General features: G+C 35.2%; 15 protein-coding genes and 1 tRNA gene. 14 read left to right on the forward strand and 2 right to left on the reverse strand.

Annotated elements, in window-relative coordinates; all coding sequences use genetic code 11:
* Positions 1-52: 52 nt before the first annotated feature.
* The 10 genes from AO58_RS0112660 to AO58_RS0112705 all read left to right on the forward strand — a co-directional run bounded on the left by AO58_RS0112660 (position 53) and on the right by AO58_RS0112705 (position 12,141).
* Positions 53-123, forward strand: a tRNA-Trp gene (locus AO58_RS0112660).
* A gap of 23 nt (positions 124-146) precedes the next feature.
* On the forward strand, positions 147-344 hold the full coding sequence (secE, locus tag AO58_RS0112665; protein ID WP_024982058.1) for a preprotein translocase subunit SecE: 198 nt from the start codon (positions 147-149) through the stop codon (positions 342-344).
* 10 nt (positions 345-354) lie between these two features.
* Positions 355-906 (forward strand): transcription termination/antitermination protein NusG, encoded by a 552-nt coding sequence (gene nusG, locus AO58_RS0112670; protein WP_024982059.1) that lies wholly within the window; start codon positions 355-357, stop codon positions 904-906.
* 66 nt (positions 907-972) lie between these two features.
* Positions 973-1,410: a 50S ribosomal protein L11 gene (gene rplK, locus AO58_RS0112675; RefSeq protein WP_024982060.1), complete on the forward strand. Its 438-nt coding sequence runs from the start codon at positions 973-975 to the stop codon at positions 1,408-1,410.
* A 13-nt stretch (positions 1,411-1,423) separates the two neighbouring features.
* The gene (gene rplA, locus AO58_RS0112680; RefSeq protein ID WP_024982061.1) at positions 1,424-2,113 is read left to right on the forward strand and encodes a 50S ribosomal protein L1; all 690 of its coding nucleotides are present in this window, start codon (positions 1,424-1,426) and stop codon (positions 2,111-2,113) included.
* A 22-nt stretch (positions 2,114-2,135) separates the two neighbouring features.
* Positions 2,136-2,636 carry a 50S ribosomal protein L10 gene (rplJ, locus tag AO58_RS0112685; protein ID WP_024982062.1) on the forward strand — a complete coding sequence of 167 codons (501 nt, stop codon included), beginning with the start codon at positions 2,136-2,138 and terminating at the stop codon, positions 2,634-2,636.
* 88 nt (positions 2,637-2,724) lie between these two features.
* Positions 2,725-3,093, forward strand: a complete 369-nt coding sequence (gene rplL / locus AO58_RS0112690; protein WP_024982063.1) for a 50S ribosomal protein L7/L12 — start codon at positions 2,725-2,727, stop codon at positions 3,091-3,093.
* 265 nt (positions 3,094-3,358) lie between these two features.
* Entirely contained in the window at positions 3,359-7,171 is a 3,813-nt protein-coding gene (gene rpoB / locus AO58_RS0112695) for a DNA-directed RNA polymerase subunit beta (protein WP_024982064.1), read from the forward strand.
* A 248-nt stretch (positions 7,172-7,419) separates the two neighbouring features.
* On the forward strand, positions 7,420-11,730 hold the full coding sequence (rpoC, locus tag AO58_RS0112700) for a DNA-directed RNA polymerase subunit beta' (protein WP_024982065.1): 4,311 nt from the start codon (positions 7,420-7,422) through the stop codon (positions 11,728-11,730).
* Positions 11,731-11,838: 108 nt separating this feature from the next.
* Entirely contained in the window at positions 11,839-12,141 is a 303-nt protein-coding gene (locus tag AO58_RS0112705) for a DUF3467 domain-containing protein (RefSeq protein WP_024982066.1), read from the forward strand.
* 88 nt (positions 12,142-12,229) lie between these two features.
* On the opposite strand, the gene AO58_RS0112710 is transcribed toward AO58_RS0112705, so the two are convergent.
* Positions 12,230-13,819: a peptide chain release factor 3 gene (locus tag AO58_RS0112710; RefSeq protein WP_024982067.1), complete on the reverse strand. Its 1,590-nt coding sequence runs from the start codon at positions 13,817-13,819 to the stop codon at positions 12,230-12,232.
* A gap of 318 nt (positions 13,820-14,137) precedes the next feature.
* Between AO58_RS0112710 and AO58_RS0112715 the strand changes: the two genes are divergently transcribed.
* The 4 genes from AO58_RS0112715 (at position 14,138) to AO58_RS17830 (ending at position 21,369) form a co-directional block, all read left to right on the forward strand.
* Positions 14,138-15,541: a peptidylprolyl isomerase gene (locus AO58_RS0112715; protein ID WP_024982068.1), complete on the forward strand. Its 1,404-nt coding sequence runs from the start codon at positions 14,138-14,140 to the stop codon at positions 15,539-15,541.
* Between the two features lie 76 nt (positions 15,542-15,617).
* Complete coding sequence (locus tag AO58_RS0112720; protein ID WP_024982069.1) at positions 15,618-16,571, forward strand: AAA family ATPase; 954 nt, start codon at positions 15,618-15,620, stop codon at positions 16,569-16,571.
* Positions 16,572-16,902: 331 nt separating this feature from the next.
* Positions 16,903-19,671 (forward strand): bifunctional aconitate hydratase 2/2-methylisocitrate dehydratase, encoded by a 2,769-nt coding sequence (locus AO58_RS0112725; RefSeq protein WP_024982070.1) that lies wholly within the window; start codon positions 16,903-16,905, stop codon positions 19,669-19,671.
* Positions 19,672-19,908: 237 nt separating this feature from the next.
* Complete coding sequence (locus AO58_RS17830; RefSeq protein WP_024982071.1) at positions 19,909-21,369, forward strand: peptidoglycan endopeptidase; 1,461 nt, start codon at positions 19,909-19,911, stop codon at positions 21,367-21,369.
* A 213-nt stretch (positions 21,370-21,582) separates the two neighbouring features.
* Here AO58_RS17830 and AO58_RS0112735 read toward each other — a convergent pair whose 3' ends face one another.
* Positions 21,583-22,878, reverse strand: a complete 1,296-nt coding sequence (locus AO58_RS0112735) for a TIGR00341 family protein (RefSeq protein WP_024982072.1) — start codon at positions 22,876-22,878, stop codon at positions 21,583-21,585.
* Between the last annotated feature and the right edge of the window lie 5 nt (positions 22,879-22,883).

A 22,883-nucleotide genomic window follows, 5' to 3' on the forward strand; every position in this document is an offset into this window, starting at 1 on the left:
TAAACTATAATTGATATAATAAGCCAGTAACTTTATTGGTACTGGCTTAACTACGGGCGTAGTTCAAGGGTAGAATAGCGGTCTCCAAAACCGTTGATGGGGGTTCGAATCCCTCCGCCCGTGCAAAATAAACACACAGTATAAATATGGCAAAAGTTGTTAATTACATTTCAGAGGCATTTGAAGAATTAAAATCAAATGTTACTTGGCCAGCTTGGGCTGAGGTTCAACGTCTAACAATTGTTGTTGCTGTTTTTTCAGTGCTATTCGCTTTGGCGACATGGGGAGTAGATGAAATGTTTGCAAAAGCATTAGAAGGATTTTTTAACTGGTTGAAAGCATAAATTTCTTGGGATGACTGAAAATAATTTAAAAAAGTGGTATGTCGTTCGTGCGGTAAGCGGGCAAGAAAATAAAGTAAAAGCCTATATCGAGACTGAAATCGCTAGATTAGGGATGGAGGATTATGTATCTCAAGTATTGGTTCCTACTGAAAAAGTAGTGACTGTAAAGGAAGGAAAGAAAATTGCAAAAGATAAAGTTTATTTTCCTGGGTATGTAATGATAGAAGCGAACTTGGTTGGTGAAGTACCTCATATTATTAAGTCTATCACAAGTGTTATTGGGTTTTTAGGGGAGATTAAAGGCGGTGAGCCGGTTCCTTTAAGGATTTCAGAGGTGAATCGAATGCTAGGAAAAGTTGATGAGTTAACTGTAAATACAGATACTCGTGCAATTCCTTTTAGTGTTGGTGAAACGATTAAGGTTATTGATGGTCCTTTCAATGGTTTCAATGGTACCGTTGAGAAAATCAATGAAGAAAAGCGTAAACTTGAAGTTATGGTGAAAATTTTCGGAAGAAAAACACCTTTGGAATTGAGTTTTATGCAAGTAGAAAAAGTATAATTTTTGTTACACTATAATAACCACTGCAATCGCTTCCAATGATTGCCGTGTTAAATTTTTTAAAAAATGGCTAAAGAAATTAGTAAGGTAGTTAAACTACAAGTTAAGGGAGGTGCTGCGAATCCGTCGCCACCGGTTGGACCTGCTTTAGGAGCTGCTGGGGTTAATATCATGGAGTTCTGTAAGCAATTTAATGCTAGAACTCAAGATAAACCTGGCAAAATATGCCCAGTACAAATTACTGTGTATAAAGACAAATCATTTGATTTTGTTGTAAAAACTCCTCCAGCAGCTGTTCAGTTATTGGAAGCTGCAAAGCTAAAATCTGGTTCAGGAGAGCCTAATCGTAAAAAAGTAGCTAGTGTTACTTGGGAACAAATTAGAGCTATTGCTGAGGACAAAATGCCTGACTTAAATGCATTCACTATGGAGTCTGCTATGAGTATGGTTGCTGGAACAGCTAGATCTATGGGTATAACTGTATCAGGAGATTCTCCTTTTTAATTAAGAGAAAAACATGGCAAAATTGACAAAAAAGCAAAAAGAGGCTGCTTCAAAAATTGAAAAGAACAAATTGTACTCTTTGAAAGATGCTGCTGCATTGATTAAAGAAATTGCTTCTGCAAAATTTGATGAGTCTGTTGATATCGCAGTTCGTTTGGGTGTTGATCCAAGAAAAGCGAATCAAATGGTGAGAGGTGTTGTAACATTACCTCATGGAACTGGTAAAGATGTAAAAGTATTAGCATTAGTTACTCCAGATAAAGAAGCAGAAGCTACTGCAGCTGGAGCTGATTATGTAGGTCTTGATGACTATTTACAAAAAATTAAAGATGGTTGGACAGATGTTGATGTTATCATCACTATGCCTGCTGTTATGGGTAAATTAGGTCCATTAGGGCGTATTTTAGGACCTAGAGGTTTAATGCCAAACCCTAAAACAGGTACTGTAACTATGGATGTTGCAAAAGCTGTTGCTGAGGTAAAAGCTGGTAAGATCGACTTTAAAGTTGATAAAACTGGTATTGTTCATGCAGGAATTGGTAAAGTTTCTTTTGGAGCTGAGCAAATTTATGACAATGCGCACGAAATTATTCAAACATTAATCAAACTTAAGCCAACTGCTGCTAAAGGTACCTATATTAAAGGTATTCACCTTACAAGCACTATGAGTCCTGCAATTGCATTGGATCCAAAAGCAGTATAATTGGTAGTTAATAATTTTTAGTATGACTAGAGAAGAAAAATCAATCGCGATTGAAGAATTAACTGCACAGTTAGCTGGTACAAACATTGTATATGTATCTGATATTTCTGGATTAAATGCAGAAACTACTTCAAACTTGAGAAGAGCTTGTTTTAAAGCAGGTATTAAATTAGAGGTTGTAAAAAATACTTTGCTTGCAAAAGCAATGGAAGCTTCTGATAATGATTATGGTGATTTACCATCAGTTTTGACTGGTAACAGTGCTATCTTTATTTCAGATGTTGCAAATGCACCTGGTAAAATTATCAAAGATTTCAGAAAAAAATCAGCAAAACCTGTATTAAAAGGAGCTTATATCAACTCTGAAATTTATATTGGTGATGATCAATTAGATGCTTTAGCTACAATTAAATCTAAAGAAGAGCTTATTGGTGAAATCATTGGATTATTACAATCACCAGCTCAAAGAGTTATTTCTGCTTTACAAAATCAATTCGCTAACAGCGAAGAGACTGGGGCATAATACTCAAAACAAGGGTTATCCTTGTTGCTTATTTAGCGCACAATAAATAAATTATATTTTTACAAATCATTTTAAAACGATAGAAAAAATGGCAGATTTGAAACAATTCGCAGAACAATTGGTTAACTTAACTGTAAAAGAAGTTAACGAATTAGCAACAATATTAAAAGATGAGTACGGAATCGAACCAGCTGCTGCAGCTGTAGTAGTTTCAGGTGGTGGAGAAGCTGCTGCTGAAGAAGCTCAAACAGAATTTACAGTTGTATTGAAAGAAGCTGGAGCTTCTAAATTAGCTGTAGTTAAATTGGTAAAAGAACTTACAGGTTTAGGTTTGAAAGAAGCTAAAGATGTAGTTGATAGTGCTCCAAGCAACGTTAAAGAAGGTGTTTCTAAAGAAGAGGCTGAAGGTCTTAAAAAATCTTTAGAAGAGGCTGGAGCTGTAGTTGAGCTTAAATAGTTAAACTCAGTTTTGAGAACTAGGTTTAGGTCTTGGATTAAGTTCCAATGACCTAAACCCTTTTTCGTATAATAAAAATATCCGTTTTATTATCAAATAGTTTAAAATACAAGAGTGTTTTTTAAATCAATACGAAGAAAGAAAATTTAAAAAGAGTATACTCTTATTTTATTTTTAAAGAGGTATTGATTCAAAAAGAAAGTATAGTTTAAACAGTGTTTTACACAAAAAAATTACTTTTTTTTAATCAAAATTTTGTCCATAGATGTTAACAAATCAGACTGAAAGATTGAATTTTGCCTCCACAAAAAATATTCCTGACTATCCAGATTTTCTAGATGTTCAGGTAAAGTCGTTTAAAGATTTTTTTCAATTAGAAACTAAATCTGACGAAAGAGGCAACGAAGGTTTATACAATACCTTCATGGAAAACTTTCCAATTACAGATACAAGAAATAACTTTGTATTGGAGTTCCTAGATTATTTCGTAGATCCACCACGTTATACCATTCAAGAGTGTATTGAAAGAGGACTTACTTATAGTGTGCCTTTAAAAGCAAGATTAAAACTATATTGTACAGATCCTGAACACGAAGATTTTGAAACTATCGTTCAAGATGTTTATCTTGGTACAATACCTTACATGACGCCAAGTGGTACATTTGTAATTAATGGTGCTGAACGTGTTGTAGTTTCTCAATTGCACCGTTCTCCTGGTGTTTTCTTTGGACAGTCCTTCCATGCTAATGGAACTAAATTATATTCTGCCAGAGTAATTCCTTTTAAAGGTTCATGGATAGAGTTTTCTACTGATATCAATAGCGTAATGTATGCTTATATCGATAGAAAGAAAAAATTACCTGTTACTACTTTATTCCGTGCGATTGGTTTCGAAAGAGATAAGGATATCCTTGAAATTTTTGACCTTGCTGAGGAAATTAAAGTTTCTAAAACAGGTCTTAAAAAATACATCGGAAGAAAATTAGCGGCTCGTGTATTGAATACATGGCACGAAGATTTCGTAGATGAGGATACTGGTGAAGTAGTATCTATTGAACGTAACGAAATTATTTTAGATAGAGATACTATTATCGATAAAGATAATGTTGAGGAAATTATCGATTCTAATGTGAAGTCTATTTTGTTACACAAAGAAGATAACAATTTAGTAGATTATTCTATTATTCATAATACTTTACAAAAGGATCCAACCAACTCTGAAAAAGAAGCTGTTGAGCATATCTATAGACAATTACGTAACGCTGAACCGCCTGATGAAGAAACGGCTCGTGGTATTATTGATAAATTGTTTTTCTCTGACCAACGTTACAATTTAGGTGAAGTAGGTCGTTATAGAATTAATAAAAAATTAGGTCTTGATACCCCAATGGAAAAGCAAGTGCTTACCAAAGAGGATATCATTACTATCGTTAAATATTTGATCGAATTGATCAACTCAAAAGCTGAGATTGATGATATTGATCACTTATCAAACCGTCGTGTTAGAACAGTTGGTGAACAATTGTCACAACAATTCGGTGTTGGTTTAGCTCGTATGGCTAGAACCATTAGAGAGCGTATGAACGTTAGAGATAACGAGGTGTTTACACCTATCGATTTGATCAATGCAAAAACATTATCGTCGGTAATCAATTCTTTCTTTGGAACGAATCAGTTATCTCAGTTTATGGATCAAACGAATCCATTGGCCGAGATCACGCACAAGCGTAGACTTTCTGCTTTAGGACCAGGTGGTCTTTCAAGAGAGAGAGCTGGTTTTGAGGTTCGTGACGTTCACTATACGCACTATGGTCGTTTATGTCCTATTGAAACTCCTGAGGGACCAAACATTGGTTTGATTTCTTCTCTTGGTGTTTATGCAAAAGTAAACGGAATGGGATTCATTGAAACCCCTTATCGTAAAGTAACGAATGGTGTAGTTGATTTAGAAGCTACTCCTGTTTATCTTAGTGCAGAAGAAGAAGAAGGTATGATGATTTCTCAAGCAAACATTGAAATGGATGCTACTGGAAAAATCACTGCTGATAACGTTATTGCAAGACAAGAAGGTGATTTCCCAGTTATTGAGCCTACTCAAGTTGATTATGCTGACGTTGCTCCTAATCAGATTGCATCGATTTCAGCTTCGTTAATTCCTTTCTTGGAGCATGATGATGCGAACCGTGCGTTGATGGGATCTAACATGATGCGTCAAGCAGTACCTTTGATTCGCCCAGAAGCTCCTATTGTAGGAACTGGTTTAGAGCGTCAAGTAGCTTCAGATTCTCGTGTTTTGATTAATGCTGAAGGAGATGGAGTTGTAGAATATGTAGATGCAAACATCATAACTATTAAATATGATCGTTCTGAAGAAGAAAGAATGGTGAGTTTTGAGGCTGATGAAAAAACATATAATCTAATTAAATTTAGAAAAACCAACCAAGGAACAAGTATCAACCTGAAACCTATCGTAAGAAAAGGGGACAGAGTTACTCTTGGTCAAGTTTTATCTGAAGGATATGCGACTCAAAATGGTGAATTAGCCTTAGGTCGTAACCTTAAAGTGGCGTTTATGCCATGGAAAGGATATAACTTTGAGGATGCGATTGTAATTTCTGAAAAAGTAGTTCGTGATGATATTTTTACTTCTATTCATATTGATGATTATTCATTAGAAGTTAGAGATACTAAATTAGGTAACGAGGAATTGACTAATGATATTCCTAACGTTTCTGAGGAAGCGACTAAAGATTTGGACGAAAATGGTATGATCAGAATTGGTGCCGAGGTAAAACCTGGTGATATTTTGATTGGTAAGATTACTCCAAAAGGAGAATCAGATCCAACTCCAGAAGAAAAATTACTTCGTGCTATCTTTGGTGACAAAGCTGGTGATGTAAAAGATGCTTCATTAAAAGCATCTCCTTCATTACACGGTGTTGTTTTAGATAAAAAATTATTTGCAAGAGCGGTAAAAGATAAACGTAAACGTACACAAGATAAAGATGCTTTAGGCGCTTTAGAAATGGAGTTTGAAGTTAAATTTGTTGAATTAAAAGACAGATTGATTGAAAAACTTTTCTTGATCGTTAATGGAAAAACGTCTCAAGGTGTAATGAATGATTTGGGTGAAGAAGTATTACCAAAAGGTAAAAAATACACTCAAAAAATGCTTTATGCTGTTGAAGATTTTGCTCACTTAAGTAAAGGTCAATGGGTTGCAGATGATGTGACTAATAAAATGGTTAATGATTTAATTCATAACTATAAAATTAAATTGAACGATTTACAAGGAGCATTACGTAGAGAGAAATTCACGATTACTGTTGGTGATGAATTGCCATCTGGAATCTTGAAATTAGCAAAAGTGTATATCGCTAAAAAACGTAAATTGAAAGTTGGGGATAAAATGGCGGGTCGTCACGGTAACAAAGGTATTGTTGCTCGTATCGTTCGTCATGAGGATATGCCTTTCTTGGAAGATGGAACGCCTGTTGATATCGTATTGAATCCACTTGGGGTACCTTCACGTATGAACATCGGTCAGATTTATGAAACTGTTTTAGGATGGGCTGGAATGAATTTGGGTAGAAAATTTGCTACTCCAATTTTTGATGGTGCTTCGTTAGATCAAATCAATGCTTTGACAGATGAAGCTGGTGTGCCACGTTTTGGACATACACACCTTTATGATGGTGGTACTGGAGAACGTTTCCATCAAGCAGCAACTGTGGGGGTAATTTACATGTTGAAATTAGGTCACATGGTTGATGATAAGATGCACGCACGTTCTATCGGACCCTACTCATTAATTACGCAACAACCTTTAGGTGGTAAAGCGCAATTTGGAGGTCAGCGTTTTGGAGAGATGGAGGTTTGGGCATTAGAAGCGTATGGAGCTTCTAGTACACTTAGAGAAATCTTAACAGTGAAGTCTGATGATGTAATTGGTAGAGCTAAAACTTACGAAGCTATCGTTAAGGGCGAAACTATGCCAGAACCAGGATTGCCAGAATCTTTCAATGTATTGATGCATGAGTTGAAAGGTCTTGGACTTGACTTGCGTTTAGAAGAATAACAAAAAGAATGTAGTCAGCTTCAATTAAATTGGAGCTGATTACTCATTTATAGAAGTTTTTAGGATTTATACCCGTAAACCGTTCCGATTTTTTATATGAATGTTCATATAACTAGCACTTCAGAGAGAAGTTTTGAGAAGTAAGCCGTGGTAATAGAGCTTAATGAGTCGAGTTTTTTAATTAAAAATACTTGTTCTCATCAATCTAAAATCAATTTTTAATTGCAAATAAATCAATAGTAAAAACTATGATGAATAATAGAAACAACAATAAAGATAAGAATCCTGTAAAAAGATTCAATAAAATTTCGATAGGATTGGCCTCTCCTGAGTCTATTTTGAAAGAGTCAAGAGGAGAAGTTTTGAAGCCTGAAACTATCAACTACAGAACGCACAAACCAGAACGTGACGGTTTGTTTTGTGAAAGAATTTTTGGTCCAGTTAAGGACTTTGAATGTGCTTGTGGTAAATATAAAAGAATCCGTTACAAAGGAATTATCTGCGACCGTTGTGGTGTAGAAGTTACGGAAAAGAAAGTAAGAAGAGATAGAGTAGGGCATATCAATTTGGTAGTGCCTATTGCGCATATCTGGTATTTCCGTTCTTTGCCAAATAAAATTGGTTATATCTTAGGATTACCTTCTAAAAAATTAGACATGATTATTTACTACGAGAGATACGTAGTAATTCAAGCAGGTATTGCTAAAAATGCCGAAGGCGAATCGTTGAAACGTCTTGATTTCTTAACTGAAGAAGAGTATTTGAATATTTTAGATACCCTTCCAATGGAAAACCAATATTTAGATGATTTTGATCCTAATAAATTTGTTGCCAAAATGGGAGCAGAGTGTATTATGGATTTGTTAGCGCGTATTGATTTAGATGAGTTGTCATACAGCTTGCGTCATAGTGCGAATAACGAAACATCTAAACAACGTAAAACGGAAGCGTTAAAAAGATTACAAGTGGTTGAGTCTTTCAGAGAATCTAACTTGAACCGTGAAAACCGTCCTGAATGGATGATTATGAAAGTAGTTCCAGTTATTCCACCTGAATTACGTCCTTTGGTGCCGCTAGATGGTGGTCGTTTTGCAACTTCTGATTTAAATGACTTGTATCGTCGTGTAATCATTCGTAACAATCGTTTGAAAAGATTAATGGAGATTAAAGCTCCTGAAGTAATCTTGAGAAACGAAAAACGTATGTTGCAAGAATCTGTAGATTCATTATTTGACAATACTAGAAAAGCTTCTGCAGTTAAAACAGAATCGAATCGTCCATTAAAATCTTTATCTGACTCGTTAAAAGGGAAACAAGGTCGTTTCCGTCAAAACTTATTAGGTAAACGTGTGGATTATTCTGCTCGTTCGGTTATTGTTGTAGGACCAGAGTTAAAATTATTCGAATGCGGATTGCCAAAAGATATGGCAGCTGAATTGTTTAAACCTTTTGTGATTCGTAAATTAATCGAAAGAGGTATTGTAAAAACAGTTAAGTCGGCTAAGAAAATTATTGACAAAAAAGAGCCAGTGGTTTGGGATATTCTTGAGAATGTAATCAAAGGACATCCTGTATTGCTTAACCGTGCTCCTACTTTGCACCGTTTAGGTATTCAAGCATTCCAGCCAAAATTAATTGAAGGAAAAGCGATCCAATTGCACCCATTAGTATGTACGGCGTTTAACGCGGATTTTGATGGGGATCAGATGGCAGTTCACTTGCCATTAGGACCAGAAGCAATTTTGGAAGCGCAATTGTTGATGTTAGCGTCACATAATATTTTGAACCCTGCTAATGGTGCTCCAATTACGGTACCATCTCAGGATATGGTTTTGGGTCTGTATTACATGACCAAAGAGCGTTTAACTACTCCTGAATTAACCATTTTAGGTGAAGGCTTAACTTTCTATTCTGCTGAAGAGGTGAATATCGCTTTGAATGAAGGTAGATTAGAATTGAATGCAAGAGTTAAAATTAGAGCAAAAGATTTTAATGAAAATGGTGAATTAGTTTACCAAATCATTCAAACTACTGCAGGACGTGTATTATTTAATGAAGTAGTGCCTGAAGCTGCAGGATATATCAATGATGTATTAACTAAGAAAAACTTAAGAGATATTATCGGTCACGTATTAAGCTCGACTGATGTACCTACTACAGCTGCCTTCTTGGATAATATGAAGAACATGGGTTATAAGTTCGCTTTCAAAGGGGGTCTATCTTTCTCTTTAGGTGATATTAGAATTCCAGAACAAAAAACAAAATTAATTGCTGATGCAAGAGAGCAAGTAGAAGGTATTTCTGCTAACTACAACATGGGTCTTATTACCAATAACGAACGTTACAACCAAGTTATTGACGTATGGACTTCTGCCAATGCTCAATTGACAGAATTAGCAATGAAAAATATTAGAGAAGACCAACAAGGTTTCAACTCGGTGTATATGATGCTTGACTCTGGGGCGAGGGGTTCTAAGGAACAGATTCGTCAGTTAACTGGTATGCGTGGTTTGATGGCTAAGCCTAAAAAATCTACTGCTGGTGGTGGAGAGATTATTGAAAACCCGATTCTTTCTAACTTTAAGGAAGGTCTTTCGATCTTAGAGTACTTTATCTCTACGCACGGTGCTCGTAAAGGTCTTGCGGATACGGCGTTGAAAACGGCTGATGCTGGATACTTAACACGTAGATTACATGACGTTTCTCAAGACGTAATTGTAAACATCGAAGATTGTGGTACCTTAAGAGGTGTTGAAGTTTCTGCTTTGAAGAAAAATGAGGAAATCGTTGAATCTTTAGGAGAAAGAATTCTAGGTCGTGTGGCTTTACAAGAAGTTGTGAATCCATTAACTAACGAAGTTTTGGTTAGTGCAGGTCAACAAATTACCGAAGCAATCATGAAAGCGATCGAAGCTTCTCCAGTAGAAAGAGTAGAAGTACGTTCGCCATTAACTTGTGAAGCTTTAAAAGGAATTTGTGCAAAATGTTACGGTAGAAACTTAGCTACCGGAAAGATGACCCAAAAAGGTGAAGCTGTTGGAGTTATTGCTGCACAGTCTATTGGTGAGCCAGGTACACAGTTGACATTGCGTACATTCCACGTTGGAGGGGTTGCTGGAGGTATTTCTGAAGATTCTAGTATTATTGCTCGTTTTGGAGGTAAACTTGAAATTGAAGATTTAAAAACAGTTAAAGGAGAAGATAACGAAGGTAATGCAGTTGATATCGTGGTTTCTCGTTCTACTGAATTGAAATTAGTAGACGAAAAGACCGGAATTTTATTAAGTACACACAATATACCTTACGGTTCTAGTATTTATGTAGCCGATGGTCAATCTGTTGCTAAAGGTGAAGTAATTTGTAAGTGGGATCCATATAATGGTGTTATCGTTTCTGAATTCACTGGTAAAATTGCATACGAAGATTTAGAGCAAGGACAATCGTTCATGGTTGAAATCGATGAGCAAACCGGTTTCCAAGAAAAAGTAATTTCTGAGTCAAGAAACAAAAAATTAATCCCAACTTTATTGGTTTACGGTAAAGATGGTGAATTGATCCGTTCTTACAACTTACCAGTAGGTGCTCACTTAATGGTAGATAACGGGGAGAAAATTAAAGCAGGTAAAGTATTGGTAAAAATTCCACGTCGTTCTTCTAAATCAGGCGATATCACGGGAGGATTACCTAGAATTACAGAGTTGTTAGAAGCTCGTAATCCATCTAATCCAGCTGTAGTTTCTGAAATTGACGGGGTAGTTTCTTTTGGAAAAATCAAAAGAGGTAACCGCGAAATTATCATCGAATCTAAATTTGGTGATGTTAGAAAATACTTGGTGAAATTATCAAGCCAGATTTTGGTTCAAGAAAATGACTTCGTTAGAGCAGGTGTGCCATTGTCTGATGGTGCTATTACTCCAGATGACATTTTGAGAATTCAAGGTCCAGCTGCGGTACAACAATACTTAGTGAATGAAATTCAAGAGGTGTACCGTTTACAAGGTGTAAAAATCAATGACAAACACTTTGAGGTGGTTATCCGTCAAATGATGCGTAAAGTAAGAGTTCAAGATCCAGGAGATACTTTATTCTTAGAAGATCAATTGATTCATACTAAAGATTTTATCGTTCAAAATGATAATCTTTACGGAATGAAAGTGGTGGAAGATGCAGGTGATTCTGCAGTATTGAAACCAGGTCAAATCGTTACTCCACGTGAGTTGCGTGATGAAAACTCTTTATTGAAACGTACCGATAAAAACTTGGTTGTAGCTCGTGATGTTATTACAGCAACTGCTACTCCAATTTTACAAGGTATTACAAGAGCATCGTTACAAACGAAATCATTTATCTCTGCTGCTTCTTTCCAAGAAACAACTAAAGTATTAAACGAAGCTGCTGTTGCAGGTAAAATTGACTACTTAGAAGGATTGAAAGAAAATGTAATTGTAGGTCATAGAATTCCTGCAGGTACTGGTATGAGAGAGTATGACAATACCATTGTGGGGTCAAAAGACGACTACAATGATATGATGGCTAACAAAGAAGAGTACATATACTAATTTTTAGTAATTAGCAGATAGTAATTAGTGATTAGTCTTTTGGCTAATCACTTTTTGCTATTATTGCGTTACTAATCATTGTTTACTAATCATTAAATTTTCTATAAGATGAAAGAACAACAAGAGCAAATTAATATTGAGTTAGACGAAACGATTGCTGAAGGAGTGTATTCTAACTTAGCAATTATCAATCATTCTTCTTCTGAGTTTGTTTTGGATTTTGTAAGTATCATGCCAGGTTTGCCTAAAGCTAAAGTAAAATCACGAATTGTTCTAACGCCTCAACATGCCAAAAGATTAATAAAGGCATTGGCTGATAATGTACATCGTTTTGAATTGGCTAATGGGGAAATCAAAGATACTGAACAAGCGCCAATTCCTTTAAATTTTGGTCCAGCTGGACAAGCTTAAATACAAAAAAGACTTCGTTATGAAGTCTTTTTTTGTTTGGAATTATAAGTAAAACAAAAGCCAACTTTTTATAGTTGGCTTTCTTGTATTATTCAAATTCTGAAGTGAAAAATAATTTTACACTTGGAAATTTACTTTGTGTCATTTGAATAGTAAAATCCGAATCGGCCAGAAATACTAATTGATTGTATTTGTCTTTGGCCAAAAATTTTTGTTTGATACGTTTAAATTCTTTGAACTCCTCATTTTTAGCATCATCAGGCTTTACCCAACATGCTTTGTGAACCGGAAAGTTCTCATAGGTACATTTTGCACCATATTCATGCTCTAAACGGTATTGAATAACTTCATACTGTAGCGCTCCAACCGTACCAATGATTTTACGATTGTTCATTTCAAGGGTGAATAATTGCGCGACACCTTCGTCCATTAATTGGTCCACTCCTTTGTCTAGTTGTTTTGCTTTTAATGGATCTGCGTTGTTGATGTATCTAAAGTGTTCTGGTGAGAAACTTGGAATACCTTTAAAACTCATGATTTCTCCTTCGGTTAAGGTGTCACCAATTTTGAAATTACCTGTGTCATGAAGACCGACAATATCACCAGGATAGGAGATGTCAACGATTTCTTTTTTCTCAGCAAAAAAGGCATTCGGGCTAGAAAATTTTAGATTTTTCTTTTGACGAACATGATAGTAAGGTTTGTTTCTTTCAAAAGTTCCAGAAACAATTTTTATAAACGCCAAGCGATCTCGGTGTTTAGGATCCATGTTAGCATGAATTTTAAACACAAAGCCAGCCATCTTTTCTTCTTTCGGATCTACTAATCTAGTTTCAGACTCTTTTGCTCTTGGCGAAGGAGCGATGGCTACGAAGCAATCTAATAATTCTCTTACCCCAAAATTATTCAAAGCTGAACCAAAAAAGACAGGTTGTAATTTTCCATCTAAATAATCCTGACGGTCAAATTTTGGATATACCTCGTCAATCAATTCTAATTCTTCGCGAAGTTTGTCTGCTGGTTTTTGACCAATTATTTTTTCTAACTCAGGACTTTGTACGTCTGAGAAAGCGATGGTTTCTTCAATATTTTTGCGGCTATCTCCACTAAAAAGATTAATGTTTTGTTCCCATAAGTTGTAGATACCTTGAAAATCATACCCCATACCAATTGGGAAACTCAATGGCGTTACAGTAAGACCTAATTTTTGTTCTACTTCATCCATCAAATCAAAGGCATCTTTACCTTCACGGTCTAATTTGTTAATGAAAACAATCATCGGAATGTTTCTCATTCTACAAACAGCGACCAATTTCTCGGTTTGTTCTTCGACTCCTTTTGCAACGTCAATTACTACAATTACACTATCAACAGCCGTCAAGGTGCGGAAGGTGTCTTCGGCAAAATCCTTGTGACCTGGCGTGTCCAAGATATTGATTTTTTTTTCTTTATAATTAAAGGCCAATACCGAAGTAGAAACAGAGATTCCTCTTTGGCGCTCAATTTCCATAAAGTCACTTGTAGCCCCTTTTTTGATTTTATTGTTTTTAACGGCCCCAGCCTCTTGAATGGCCCCTCCAAAAAGCAATAATTTTTCGGTTAGTGTCGTTTTTCCAGCATCAGGATGTGAAATGATGCCAAATGTTCTTCTGCGTTGTATTTCTTTTAAAAAACTCATATATACTCTAAATAGTTTGCAAAAATACTATTTAAATATGCGATTTAAAAAAATGTAAGGCTATTTCTATTGTCAAATTAGCAGGTGTAGTGATTACTATATCAATTAACGTAATAATTTTATGTTAATAGTAGGTGGGATAGTTGTATTATCTCTTTGAATTGTTATTTTTGTTTGCAATTTACTTGTCATTTAACAAAAGAGTATAGCCTTTTAAGAGTTTACTTATTTAGTTAAGGTTGTGCTGTTTTGCTTTATGCTACAGACTTTAGTAATTCAAAAAAAAAATATAACACCCATAAATTTAACCTTTTTTCGATGAAGTTTTTAAAATACAATTTTGCACTTCCTTTCTGTTTAGTTATTCTGTTTTCTTCTGCTGCAGTGGCACAGGAAATAATAAAAGATAAAGCAATTGATAAGGTTGAAGAAGTCCGATCTAAGCGTCAAAAAGTGGACGGAGTTATTGCAACGGTTGGTGATTATATTGTTTTAGATTCTGATATAGACAAATCATTTTTAGAGATAACAGCCGGAGGAGGATCGGTAAGCGGGATTACTAGATGCCAGATGCTGGGTAAATTATTGGAAGATAAATTGTACGCGCATCAAGCCATTCAAGACAGTATTGTAGTTTCTGACGCTGAGATCAAAGGAATGATGGAAGAGCGTTTGAATTATATGGTAGAAAGTCTAGGATCCATGGATAAAGTGATTGCCATGTACAAAAAAGGAACTGAAGAAGATTTAAGATCGACTTTTTTTGATGTACTAAAGGAACAAAAATTAAGCTCAGAAATGGGTAAAAAAATTGTTGATGGTGTGGAGATTACACCGGAAGAAGTTCGTAATTACTTTAAAGCTATTCCTAAAGCAGATTTACCTTTTTTCGGAGCGGAGATGGAAGTAGCTCAAATTGTAGTCGCACCAGTAGTGACTCAAGAAGACAAGCAAAAAGTAATTGACCGTTTAAAAGGATTTAAAAAAGAGGTTGAAGCAGGTGCTAGTTTTTCTACGAAAGCAGTTTTGTATACTCAGGATCCAGACGGAAGAAGAACTGGTGGGTTTTATAAAATCAACAGGAAAACCCCTTTTGTTAAGGAATTTAAAGAAGTTGCTTTTAAGTTAGCGGAAGGCGAAATTTCAGAACCATTTGAAACTACTTTTGGGTTTCATATCATTTTGGTAGAAAAGATAAAAGGACAAGAATTAGAATTGCGTCATATTCTACTCACTCCAACCGTTTCAGAGGTATCCGTTAAAGAAGCCAAAGAGAAAATCGATTTGATTAGAAAAAGAATCGTAGATAAGGATATTACTTTCGCAGAAGCGGCAAGAACACTATCAGATGAAAAAGAAACAAGAGCTAATGGAGGTGCTTTGATTAATCCAAAAACACAAGATACTCGTTTTGAATTGACCAAAATGGATCCAAGTTTGTATAGCAGGGTTTCTAATCTTAAAGATCAAGAAATTTCTCAGCCTTTTCTAGAAGAGGATCAAGGGAAAAAGACTTTTAAAATTATAACTGTTACCAATAGAATCGACGAACATACCGCCGACTACTCCAAAGACTACATCAAAATTAAAGATTTAGCTTTGAAAGAAAAACAGATCAAAGCAGTAGGGAAATGGTTTGATGAAAAAATTAAAGAAACCTATATTAAGATCAACGGAGAGTACAGAGATTGTGCTTTTACCAATAACTGGTTGAAAAAATAATTTTTATAAAATAAATAAAAAGAGTTAGTTTTATGATTTCATAGTACTAACTCTTTTTTAATTTAAATCCATTTATATGTCGGATGTCGATGCGATTCATGCTTTAGTTCAAAAGCGAAACCAACTCAAAACTGAAATTGCTAAAATAATTGTAGGTCAAGACGATGTGATTGATCAAATTGTACTTTCTATATTCTCAGGTGGCCATGCATTGCTTGTTGGAGTGCCAGGTTTGGCCAAAACATTAATGGTAAATACACTGGCGCAAGCACTAGGTTTAGATTTCAAGCGAATTCAATTTACACCTGATTTAATGCCTTCTGATATTTTAGGGAGTGAAATTTTAGATGAAAATCGACAGTTTAAATTTATTAAAGGACCTGTTTTTTCGAATATCATTTTGGCAGATGAAATTAATAGAACGCCTCCAAAAACGCAAGCAGCTTTGTTGGAAGCCATGCAGGAACGTGCGGTGACTATTGCAGGGCATAACTATAAATTAGATTTGCCTTATTTTGTATTAGCTACTCAAAACCCAATTGAGCAAGAAGGTACTTATCCTTTGCCAGAAGCACAGTTGGATCGTTTTATGTTTGCGATCAAGTTAGATTATCCTTCTTTTTTGGAAGAAGTGCAAGTGGTAAAAAACACTACTTCTGATGTTAAATTAACGATTAATCCTTTGTTTAGTGCTGAAGAAATTATTGAATACCAACATCTAATTCGTCGTATTCCTGTTGCGGATAATGTTATTGAGTATGCGGTAACGTTGGTTAGTAAAACGCGTCCAAATAATCCGTTGTCGAATGAGTTTGTAAAGAATTACCTAGATTGGGGAGCAGGCCCTAGAGCGTCACAAAACTTAATTATTGCGGCCAAAGCCAATGCAGCATTTCATGGAAAGTTTTCTCCAGATATTGAAGATGTGAAGGCTGTTGCAGTTGGAATTTTGCGCCATAGAATCATCAAAAATTATAAAGCCGATGCAGAAGGAATTTCTGAAGAAATGATCATAGCAAAGCTTTTATAACGTTGTAGTTTTGTTATTTAGAAAGGTTCTTAGTTAAAATGATAGCTAAGAGCCTTTTTTTTAGCTGTGCTGTATTTTGAAATTCTTAAAAATACCTTCTTTAAATACTGAATACATAATATTTTAATAAAAAAATAAATTTTTATTAATAAAAGATAATGTTTGAGTTGTTTTGGTAATAATAATTTTCAAAAATAAGACTTCTATTAAATTTTTTTTAAGTTTCCGCTTTAATTCCTAGCTTTGCTCATGCAATTTAAAACCTTATTTATGGCTTTTGGTAATCGAAAAATAAGTACAATTAGCCATTAACTTTATAAACCTTTTCATTATGAACACTTATAGCGATTACATTAAAGAAATCGAAGAACGAAAACTACAAGGGCTACATCCTAAACCTATTGATGGTGCAGAATTGTTGTCTGAGATTATTGCACAAATTAAAGATGTAAATCATGTAGATCGTAAAGATTCGCTGCAGTTTTTTATTTATAATACCATACCAGGAACTACTAGTGCGGCTCATGTTAAGGCGAAGTTTTTAAAAGAAATTATTCTTGGAGAAGTAGTAGTTGAAGAAATACAACCTTCTTTTGCTTTTGAATTGTTATCGCACATGAAAGGTGGTCCTTCTATTAAAGTTTTACTTGACTTAGTTTTAGGGGAAGATAAAGCTATAGCCATCGAAGCAGCTAAAGTTTTAAAAACACAAGTGTATCTTTACGATGCAGATATGGCGAGACTTAAAGAAGGCTATGAGAATGGAAATGAGATTGTAATTGATATTATTAAAAGTTACGCAAAGGCTGAGTTTTTTACTCAATTACCAGAAGTGACTAAAGAGGTTAAAGTGGTTACATTTATTGCTGGTGAAGGAGATATTTCTACAGATTTACTTTCTCCAGGAAATCAAGCACACTCTAGATCGGATCGTGAGTTGCATGGAAAATGCATGATAACACCTCAGGCCCAAGAAGAAATCAAAGCCTTACAAGCACAACATCCTGATGCATCAGTGATGCTAATTGCTGAAAAAGGTACCATGGGTGTAGGGTCTTCAAGAATGTCAGGTGTAAACAACGTGGCACTTTGGACGGGTAAGCAATCTAGTCCTTATGTACCCTTTGTAAACTTTGCGCCTATTGTTGGAGGAACCAATGGAATTTCACCTATTTTTCTAACTACAGTAGATGTTACTGGAGGAATTGGGATTGATTTGAAAAACTGGGTTAAAAAATTAGATGCAGATGGAAAACCCGTGTTGAACGAAAGCGGTGACCCTATTTTAGAAGAAGTATATTCTGTAGCCACAGGAACAGTGCTTACGATTAATACAAAGAAAAAGAAATTATATAAAGGAGACCAAGAACTTATTGATATTTCAAAAGCTTTTACTCCTCAAAAAATGGAATTTATTAAAGCTGGAGGATCGTATGCTATTGTGTTTGGAAAAAAACTACAAACATTTGCCGCTAATCTTTTAGGGATTGATATTCCGTTAGTGTATGCTCCGTCCAAAGAAATAACTATTGAAGGGCAGGGGCTTACGGCTGTAGAAAAAATATTTAACAAAAATGCTGTAGGTACTATTTCTAAAAAAGTATTACATGCAGGCTCTGATGTGAGAGTTACGGTGAATATTGTAGGTTCACAAGATACGACAGGTTTGATGACTGCTCAGGAATTAGAGTCTATGGCGGCAACTGTAATATCGCCAATAGTAGACGGTGCGTATCAATCGGGATGTCATACAGCTTCGGTTTGGGATAAAAAAGCGCAGGCTAATATCCCAAAATTGATGAAATTTATGAATGACTTTGGATTGATCACGGGTCGTGATCCTAAAGGTGTATATCATGCTATGACGGATGTTATCCATAAAGTATTGAACGATATTACTATAGATGATTGGGCTATCATTATCGGTGGTGACTCGCATACTAGAATGTCTAAAGGCGTTGCATTTGGAGCAGACTCTGGTACTGTTGCGTTGGCTTTGGCTACAGGCGAGGCGTCTATGCCAATTCCGGATTCAGTAAAAGTGACTTTTAAAGGAACGATGAAAGAATACATGGATTTTCGTGATGTGGTACATGCTACACAAGCACAAATGCTTAAGAAATTTGGTGGCGAAAATGTATTTCAAGGTCGTGTAATCGAGGTTCACTTGGGCACGCTTACAGCTGATCAAGCCTTTACTTTTACGGATTGGTCTGCTGAAATGAAAGCAAAAGCGGCTATTTGTATTTCTGAGGACGCAACTTTAATCGAATCGTTGGAGATTGCTAAAAGCAGAATCCAAATCATGATTGATAAAGGGATGGATAATGCAAATAAAGTGCTTCAAGGCTTAATTGACAAAGCGAATGTTAGAATTGCTGAGATTACATCGGGAGAGAAACCTGCCTTGAGACCAGATGCAACAGCTAAGTATTATGCGGAAGTAGAGATTGATTTGGATCAAATTGTTGAACCAATGATTGCGGATCCAGATGTGAATAATGTGGATGTTTCTAAGCGTTATACCCATGACACGATCAGACCATTATCTTTTTATGGTGGTACTAAAAAAGTAGATCTTGGATTCATAGGTTCTTGTATGGTTCATAAAGGAGATATGAAAATTTTGGCTCAAATGCTTAAGAATGTTGAAGCACAACAAGGCAAAGTTGAATTCAAATCACCACTTGTAGTAGCTCCGCCAACGTACAACATAGTAGATGAATTAAAAGCCGAAGGTGATTGGGAAGTGCTAAAAAGATATTCTGGGTTTGAGTTTGATGATAACGCACCTAAAGGTGCAGCACGAACTAAATACGAGAATATGTTGTATTTAGAGCGACCAGGTTGTAATCTTTGTATGGGTAACCAAGAAAAAGCTGAAAAAGGTGATACGGTGATGGCTACTTCAACGCGTCTGTTTCAAGGAAGAGTGGTGGAGGATGCTGATGGTAAAAAAGGAGAATCTTTATTGTCTTCTACGCCTGTAGTAGTGCTTTCAACCGTGTTGGGTAGAACACCAACTATTGAAGAATACATAGCGGCTGTTAAAGGAATCAATTTGACTAAATTCACACCCTCAAATAAGCAGTTGATTTAATTAATTGCTGTATTTTAACTGTAAAGCCTGAGTTTTAAACTCAGGCTTTTTTATTTTTCTTTGTTAAATGCAGCTCTAATTTATTGTGTTTTTAACACTATTATTTAGTTAAATAAGTATATTTGTAATTGTTGAGAAAAGTTTGTTTTTTGCGTATAAAATCATGCTTTTTTTGTGTGAAATTTAGATTAACTCCGTTTTTGATAAAAATCGCCCCCAATTTTTAAAGAAAAATTCATGAAATATTTTGGCTTAATTTTATTGTTTTTTAGTACTGCTACCTCTACTCTTTTTTCGCAAGAAAAATACATTCAACATCAAATTTCACAAGGTGAAACCATTTCAACAATAGCCGAAAAATACCATGTAAGTCAAAAGGTTATTTTTGAATTGAATCCAAAAGCTTCAGGAGTTTTAAAATTGAAATCGGTTTTGAAAATTCCAAATAAAAACTATAAAAAAGAGTTGGCTCAAAAAGAATTAGCGGCCAAAATGAAACGTTCCAAAACAATTGAGTATGAAGTTTTACCCAAAGAAACTTTGTATGGGATTGCCAAAAAACATAGTCTCTCAGTTGATGATATTAAAAAAAGTAATCCATCGATTGATCTAGTGGGTTTAAAAGTAGGAAAGAAAATTAAACTCATTGTTCCTGCAAATTTTGTGCTAAGTCCTGAAGTGGCGGTTGTGGATAGAGATAGTGTTAGTCTCATAAATGAAAATGCTGCAAGTAGTAAGGAAACTCAAAATGTAAGTGCTATTGTTGCCGAACACAAAGCCGTTCAACCTCATACAGTATTGGCAACGGAAACCAAGTATGGAGTATCTAAAAAATATAATATTTCAGTTGCAGAATTGGAGCAATTAAATCCCAATCTAATTAATAAAAACTTGGCCATTGGACAAATGTTGAATGTCCCTTTACAGGATAAACAAGTGACTGCAGTACCTGTCGGTGAGCCGTCTTCTGCTACTACTCTAGGAGCTGTTGCTTTGGAAGTACAAGATCAGGCTGTTACAAAAGTTGAAAACGCAACTACAGAAAACGGTACAACTGTAACTAAATCAGTTGATGCCTCAGTGCATCAAGTTTTGCCAAAAGAAACAAAATTTGGAATTGCAAAGAAGTACAATATCACTGTTGCCGAATTAGAACGTTTAAATCCTTCGATTAAAAACACGCTTAGAGTTGGTTTGGTTTTAAAAATAAATGAGGGTACGTCTTCAACTACAGATGCAATTGCGATCGGAAGTACTAAAAACGAGGTAGTATCTTCTAATGAAGAAAGTGCTACTAAATTTTTTGGAGATTTTGCAGTTGCGGATCATTTAATAGAAAAAGCTTCTGATAATTTAGGCATTCGTTACCGATCTGGTGGTACTTCAAGAGCAGGTTTTGATTGTTCAGGATTGATGTATACAACCTTTGATGCCTTTGATATTAAATTGCCTAGATCTTCTTTCGAACAAGCCAATGTTGGTTTAAAAATAGCACCCCAAGAAGCTCAAAAAGGGGATCTGATTTTCTTTAAAACTCGTGGTAGTGGTCGTATTAACCATGTGGGAATGGTAGTAGAAGTCGAAGGTAACGAAATTAAATTTATTCACTCTTCTACATCTAACGGTGTGATTATTTCTTCAACAAAAGAAAATTATTACCAACGAAACTTTGCACAAGTTAATCGTGTACTGAAATAGACCAATTGTCTTTTTATTAGCATTTTTTGCGTTAGGCATTACTTCACTCATGCTATTTTCATAGGAGTTCAGTGAACTTCGTTTGCAGTGAAAATCCTTTTTTAGGCTTTTTCGGTCTCAAAAAGATTGTAACGAAAAAGCCCGACCCTTGTAGTAACGCCCAAATAGCGAGATGAAAAAATTGCTGTTTAGTATAGAAGTAAGTCTAATCCATTAATTTTCTCGGAGTAGAATTACATTGTTTTTTTGAACTCTTTTCTTTAGCCATTCTTTTAGTTTTTTTTCATCATTGGTAGTCAAAGGCTTTCTGCTGTTATATACCGCTACGGTTTTGATAAGTGTACTATCCGTGTTTTCGTTGTACGTATGATTGGCAATAGAAAGGTTGGTTATATCTGGAAATAAAATGCTAATTTCTCCTCTTAATCCTTTATTGTCAAATGAGTTGCTTTTTAGTTTATTCTTTAAATTCACAATGATTAAATCTTTTTTGGTTTCCTTCGAATTCTCGTTGATATAATTCTCGGAAATTAACTTCTTTATGTCGGTCGTATCTTGTTTGATGATAAGTTTAGTGTTTTCTATTTTGTATTTTTTTAGAGAAGCATTCAGTTTTTTTTCCTCCTGACTACTTACTTTTTTATTTAGAAAGGCCAACTCGATGCTTTTGGGATTGGCTTTGTAATTTATTTTTTGATAGACAATAGTGAAGCCGTTCTCTATAAATTCTTGATTTAAATACAATTCAATCCTTTGATGGTATTTTTTTTCTTGAGCTAATAAGTAAGCAAAATACACACTTGGCAAAATCAGTAATAAGATTATGGTCGAAATGGTGTATTTTATTTTCTTACGGTAGCGTTGATCAACAATTTTGACTTCAGGATATTTAAGATATTTTACAATTACAAAGGTTGAAATACAGATAAAAACACAGTTGATGGTGTACAAAAAAAGTGCCCCAAGAAAATATTTCCAATTCCCGATAGCTAGTCCGTAACCAGCAGTGCACAATGGCGGCATTAAAGCTGTGGCAATTGCAACACCAGGAATCGGATTTCCTTTTTCAACTCGCGTAATGGCTATAACGCCAACTAATCCTCCAAAAAAGGCTATAAGAATATCGTAAATATTGGGCGCTGTACGTGCTAAAAGCTCACTTTGGGCTTCTTTAAAAGGCGTTAGCATGAAATAAATAGTCGATACTAACAAACTTACAAGAGTCGCAATCAAGAGATTTTTGGCGGCTTTCTTTAGTAATTCAAAGTCAAATATACCTAAACTAAAACCTGCGCCAACAATCGGTCCCATTAACGGCGAGATCAACATCGCACCAATAATCACTGCAGTTGAATTTACATTTAAACCTACTGACGCTACGACTATGGCACAAGCCAAAATCCAAACAGTAGATCCCCTAAAAGAGATGTTGGCTTTTACGTTTTCAAGTACTTTTTGTTTGTCTTCTTCGCCAGTGTGTAGATCTAAAAAACTTTGTATTCGATTCATTGTGT

The organism is Flavobacterium succinicans LMG 10402 (genome assembly GCF_000611675.1).
In the GTDB taxonomy this organism is placed as follows: domain Bacteria; phylum Bacteroidota; class Bacteroidia; order Flavobacteriales; family Flavobacteriaceae; genus Flavobacterium; species Flavobacterium succinicans.